The sequence below is a fragment of the Chamaesiphon sp. OTE_75_metabat_556 genome, from assembly GCF_031378165.1.
Lineage (GTDB): Bacteria > Cyanobacteriota > Cyanobacteriia > Cyanobacteriales > Chamaesiphonaceae > Chamaesiphon.
The window spans coordinates 1-5,729 of record NZ_JANNDR010000072.1 but is presented as its reverse complement, the minus strand read 5'-3'; the positions used below and the strand labels follow the sequence as shown (position 1 = coordinate 5,729).

Below are 5,729 nucleotides of genomic sequence, written 5' to 3'. Positions count from 1 at the left end.
ATCGCCACAAGTCGGACGATATTCGAGGAAACTGTGATTCATGATCCAAGCACCGCGAGTCATCCGCATGAATTCACCTCGGAAACCGATCAAGCCGCGAGCAGGCACGACGAATTCGAGGTTAGAACGTCCGTTTGCTCCTACCACCATATCTTGCATTTCGCCCTTGCGCTGACCGAGACGTTCGATACAACTACCGACAGCTTCTTCGGGCACATCTAATGCGAGCAATTCAAATGGTTCGCACTTTTGACCGCCAACTTCACGGTAGATTACTTGTGGCTGGGATACTTGGAATTCGTATCCTTCCCGCCGCATATTCTCAATCAGAATACCGAGGTGAAGTTCCCCACGTCCGGCTACTGCAAATTTATCGGCTTCGTCGGTTTCTTCGACGCGGAGGGCGACGTTAGTTTCCAATTCGCGGAAGAGTCGGTCGCGAACTTGACGCGAGGTGACGTTTTTGCCTTCGGTACCTGCAAATGGCGAATCATTGACACAGAAGGTCATCTGCAACGTCGGTTCGTCTACTTTGATCATTGGCAGCGCCATTGGCTCGTTGGGACAAGTGATCGTTTCACCGATGTTGGCATCGGCAAAGCCAGTCACAGCGACGATATTACCCGCAGTTGCACTCGGAATCTCGATCCGCTTCAAGCCATCGAAGCCGAGGAGTTTGGTAATCCGCGTTTTGACGATCGATCCATCTTCTTTGATCAGCGCAGCTTGCTGACCCATAGTAATCGTCCCGTTGTGGATTTTACCAATTACAATCCGACCGAGATAATCGGAGTAATCAAGGGTGGTAACTTGCAGTTGCAATGGCTTCTCCGAGTCACCGATTGGAGGTGGAACGTGGCGGAGGATCGCCTCAAACATCGGTACCATGTCGGTACCTTTGGTTTCCATATCGTTCTGGGCATAGCCACCAATCCCCGACGCAAACAGGTGGGGGAAGTCGCACTGGTCGTCATCAGCACCGAGTTCGAGGAATAGGTCTAATACTTTGTCCACTGCTACGTGGGGCGATGCTTGTTCGCGATCGATCTTATTGACAACGACGATCGGGCGCAAGCCCTTCTCTAGGGCTTTCTTTAGCACGAAGCGGGTCTGAGGCATCGGGCCTTCATTGGCATCGACGATCAGGATACAGCCATCGACCATGCCCAGTACTCGCTCGACTTCGCCACCGAAGTCTGCGTGTCCGGGGGTATCGATAATGTTAATTAATGTTTCTTTGTAGCGGACGGCAGTATTTTTGGACAGAATGGTAATCCCCCGCTCGCGCTCGATGTCGTTGGAGTCCATCACACAAATAGGCACTTCCTCACCTTCGCGGAAAACACCGGATTGTTTCAAGAGGGCATCAACAAGGGTAGTTTTACCGTGGTCTACGTGCGCGATGATGGCTACGTTGCGAATGGGAATGCTCATAAATTGGGGAGTTAGGACTCTAGTACGATCCGATCTAAGCGACAGAAATTTACTAATCTTTGTAAATATCTATGAATAATTGTAGCCGATCGCGGTTGCTATTGCTGTTGAGAATTGGGTTGGATTCGAGCAGATGTGGATCGGGGACTTCAAAGATCGATACTTCTTGGCGAACACAATTCGCGAGTGGGGCACCTTGCCAAACGCAAACTGACGACAAGCCCGACATCAATCAATCAATCCTTCCGCTCGCGCTCTATTTAACGTTAAGATTCGCAAATTTAGATTGTCCCGATCGATTTCCAGGACATCCTGCACTTTTGTCCAATAGTGTCGGACTGCGCGTTCTGTGACATTTAGTTGTGCTGAGATTGCTTTATCTGGCAAACCTCGATCGGCAAGTTGCAATGTGCTCAACCATTCTGGCTTGAGTTCTAAGCCTTTCCTAATCTCTTTGGTGAGCGTGATGCCCTCGATCGCATATTGCATTCGACGACGAACTTCCGTCGGTGCTAATGTTTTATCTGCAATGGTAAAGCCACCTTGATGATTGTCGATCTGATGCTTTAATTGCACTAAAACTTTCAGATTGCTGCTGTATACCATGAGATTTATGTCGGGATACAGCTTCATAATTTTGCGTAATAATGCCAACCCTGTAACCGGGAGGATTGACTCTGCCCATGCAGATCTTCGACTGTCTGGTTATTCGACATTATCCCGCTACGCTGGATGAAACAATGGGATCGAGACTAATTAAGCAACGATATGAATCTTGGCTGCAATCGCAACTGAGTTCGCTCGATTGCTAATAGATCGGTAGCGATCGATCTCGATTCCACTATCTCAACTTGACAATCGATTTACTCTCCAACCACTGGAATTGCTGGATTTCTTGCATCAACATAGCATACGCTCGATAACTCTCACTGAAATTTATCGATACAAATATGAGCGATGGCCGATCGGTATCTATCTATCAGCCATCGCTCCATCAACAAATTAGTTGACGGACGATCGAATTCTTATCGACCGACGGTAGACAGCCCCTCACTAAACCTTTTTCCGACATTCATTGTTGCCGTACTCGTACCGATAGATACATTCGTAGTCGTGCTTGCTGCGCTGATCTGAGCCATGTTACTTGCAGCTTCATTCATCGCCTCAATTGCTGTTGTTGTTGCTGAACTGGCAGCGTAACTGTTACCAACACCACCAACGATCTTTTGAGCGTCTTCGTCAGAAATGTCTATCAAAAAGCTAGTATCCATAAATTAACTCTGATGTGATAAGTTGAATGAAACATTTTGTCTCAGAATAATACATTAACTTAGCTCACTAGTTACAAGCAATCGGTAGGATAAATGTTTAGAGTTATCGATATAAATATACTAGCAAATCGCTAAAGCCGATGATTGAGATAAGCGCAGCGATGTTTAAGGATTCTCGATCGATGGCGGACAGATAAATGCCCCTGGAGGAAGAGTCGAACTCGGTGGTTTGTCAGCACCAGGGCAGATCGGATTTAGTAATTTCGGTACTAATCCCCGTCTGAGTTTTCCCGCGAATGTCGCTCGATCGAATGTATCGCTAACCAACCAATCTACTGTCAATGTCGCTGGTGCGGGAAATGGCGATATTGCTATTAATGCAGGAAATATCGATCTCTTGGGCGATAGCTTGCTCCGAGGTGGGATCGAGCTGGGCATGGGGATACCTGGAACTGTGGCTGGAGATATTCAGCTCGACGCTACAGGTACAGTTAGCATGGACTTCAATGGTGCCATTGCGAATAACGTGCGGGCTAATTCCCAAGGACAGGGAGGCAATATTACTGTCAATGCAGCAACACTCTCGCTCCGAGATGGTGCCTCGATTCAAGCCTTAACGCGGGGGCGGGGTAATACTGGCGATATTCGCATCAAGGCGGCTGACAGGATCGATATTACTGGCAAAAACAGTAGCATTTTTACCTTGGTTGGGACAGATGCCGTCGGCAATGGTGGCAAGATTACTATCGATACTGGTTCGCTGTCGTTAGCTGATGGCGCGCTCCTCGCCGCCTTCACGAGCGGACCAGGGAATGCGGGGAATATCGCTATCACTGCCAAAAATGATGTTTCCCTAACGGCTGCCGATATCGCCAGTACGATGGAAGGGATCGGCAATGGTGGCAATATCGAGATCGACACGAATACGTTTAACTTACGGGATTGCGCGACGCTGGCTGCTGCCACTTTCGGACGGGGCAATGCGGGGAATGTGACGCTCAGAGCTAAAGATGCCGTTGCCCTAGCCGGTAAAAACACGACCATCTCTACCAATCTCGAAGCTGGGAGTGTAGGTACAGGCGGTAAAATCGCGATCGGTGCCAAGTCGATATCATTAGCCGATGGGGCGCAACTAATTGCGGCTAATATCAGTGCTACTGGTAATGCTGGCAGTGTGAAGGTTAAAGCCACAGATGCCGTATCTTTGACGGGTAGCAATACGATCGTTTTTAGCACGGTAGAAGCGGGAGGTATGGGTAACGGCGGGAATATCTCGATCAATGCTGGTGCTGTGAGTTTGGCCGATGGTGCGCAATTGAGAGCCTTAACGCGGGGCACTGGCGATGCTGGTAATGTCAGGATAACTGCAAAACAAGCAGTCGAACTGGCGGGACAACGGACGGCAATTTTCGACAGCGTAGAGGCTGGGGGAAAGGGTAAGGGTGGTAATATCTCGATCGATGCGGGTAGCATCTTGTTAACGAATGGTTCGTTTTTGACATCTTCCAATAATGGCACGGGTGATGCTGGTAATATCGACATCAAAGCCACTAGTGCTATCGATATCGTCGGGATCCAGAGCAATGACTTAATCGGTGGCATTTCCAGTGTCGTGAGTAAGCAGACGACCGGGAATAGTGGCAATATCTCGATCGATGCGCGTTCTTTTTTACTCCAAAACAGTGCTTCGCTATTAGCGGGTAATTTAGGGCAAGGAAATGCGGGTGCGATTAAGATTACTACCGCTGATTCAGTGCAGTTATCGGGCACGGGCGGCTTATTTGTCACTACTGCCAGCAATTTGGGTACGGGTGGCGATATCGATATTTCTTCACGCCAGATCGCGTTGGATAACAGTAGTAAAATTAATGCCGATTCGGTGTCGGGGAATGGTGGCAATATCCGTATCGGCAGTTCTGCCACCGATTTACTGCTACTCCGACGCGGTGCCAGCATTGCCACAAATGCCAGTGGTACTCCCCAACAAGGCGGCAATGGGGGCAATATCGGTATCATTGCCACTTTCATCGTCGCTGTGCCCACAGAAAATAGTGACATTCCTGCCAATGCCATCAAAGGTAGCGGTGGCAACATAAACATCAAGTCCCAAGGCTTATTTGGAATTGATTTCCGCCCCCAGACGACCCGCAGTAGCGACATTACCGCCAGTTCCGAATTTGGACAAATCGGCAAGGTGGGGATCGAGACTCCAGGCATCGATCCTGGCAAAGACATTAGCGAACTTCCTAGCGTACCCACCGATGCCAGCAAGCAAATCTCCCAAACCTGTAACCTAGCTCAACGAGAATATAAATTAGCCATTACAGGGCGCGGCGGACAGCAGCCAACGGCTGACGATCTGCCACCAAGTGATGTAGTTTGGCTCCACTCTCGCAACTCCAGAGCACCCTTAGCTAATCCCAATATATCTACTCGATCGATCCAAACATCACCACAACCCGCAGTCGGCTGGGTGCTCCACAATGGCAAGGTAACTCTAATTGCAGCTAACTCAGCAGGGGACACCACCAGCACGCAGGTAGTTTGTCCGCGCAAATAATTAGAGATTACCGCTATGAATCGGATTGCAACTTACTTAATAATTGGCTTATCGATCGAGATCGATCTGTCTCTAGTAACACCAATGCTGGCGATTGCCGATCGAAACTCTACTACCTCGATCGATAATTCCATCCTCGATACTGCCAGCAGCCTCACCCAAACAGGAGCAGAAAATTTAGCCGCAGGTCGATCGAATTTAGCCTTAACAAACTGGCATCAAGCCCACAAACTTTATACGCAAATTAAAGATCGGGAAGGGATAATCGGTACAGAAATCAATCAAGCTCAAGCCTTACAATCACTGGGATTTTATCGTCAGGCTCTAGTCCTCTTGAGATCGATCGAATCCAAATTACAAATGGAACCTAGTTCGCCTTTGAAGGTACGCGGATTATTAAGCTTGGGTAACACACTTAAATCGCTACGCGTGCTAACTGCTAAAAATAATCGCATCGATCGAGG

The 5,729-nt window shown here is 48.7% G+C and carries 5 protein-coding genes and 1 pseudogene; 2 read left to right on the top strand and 4 right to left on the bottom strand.

The genetic code is table 11. The features are described 5' to 3' along the window. The 4 genes from typA to RMO27_RS03555 form a co-directional block, all read right to left on the bottom strand. Window positions 1-1,434: translational GTPase TypA (typA, locus tag RMO27_RS03570; RefSeq protein WP_309729170.1), on the bottom strand; the 1,434-nt coding region annotated here is incomplete at its 3' end. Between the two features lie 52 nt (window positions 1,435-1,486). After that, complete coding sequence (locus RMO27_RS03565) at window positions 1,487-1,654, bottom strand: hypothetical protein (RefSeq protein WP_309729168.1); 168 nt, start codon at window positions 1,652-1,654, stop codon at window positions 1,487-1,489. 8 nt (window positions 1,655-1,662) lie between these two features. Beyond that, complete coding sequence (locus tag RMO27_RS03560; RefSeq protein ID WP_309729166.1) at window positions 1,663-2,067, bottom strand: hypothetical protein; 405 nt, start codon at window positions 2,065-2,067, stop codon at window positions 1,663-1,665. Window positions 2,068-2,459: 392 nt separating this feature from the next. Further along, window positions 2,460-2,690, bottom strand: coding sequence for a hypothetical protein (locus RMO27_RS03555; protein ID WP_309729164.1), 231 nt, complete (start codon window positions 2,688-2,690; stop codon window positions 2,460-2,462). 244 nt (window positions 2,691-2,934) lie between these two features. Between RMO27_RS03555 and RMO27_RS03550 the strand changes: the two genes are divergently transcribed. Together RMO27_RS03550 and RMO27_RS03545 are read left to right on the top strand one after the other, a co-directional pair. Continuing rightward, window positions 2,935-5,265, top strand: coding sequence for an S-layer family protein (locus RMO27_RS03550; RefSeq protein WP_309729162.1), 2,331 nt, complete (start codon window positions 2,935-2,937; stop codon window positions 5,263-5,265). Window positions 5,266-5,280: 15 nt separating this feature from the next. After that, window positions 5,281-5,729 (top strand): annotated as a pseudogene (locus RMO27_RS03545) (hypothetical protein); the annotation flags it as partial.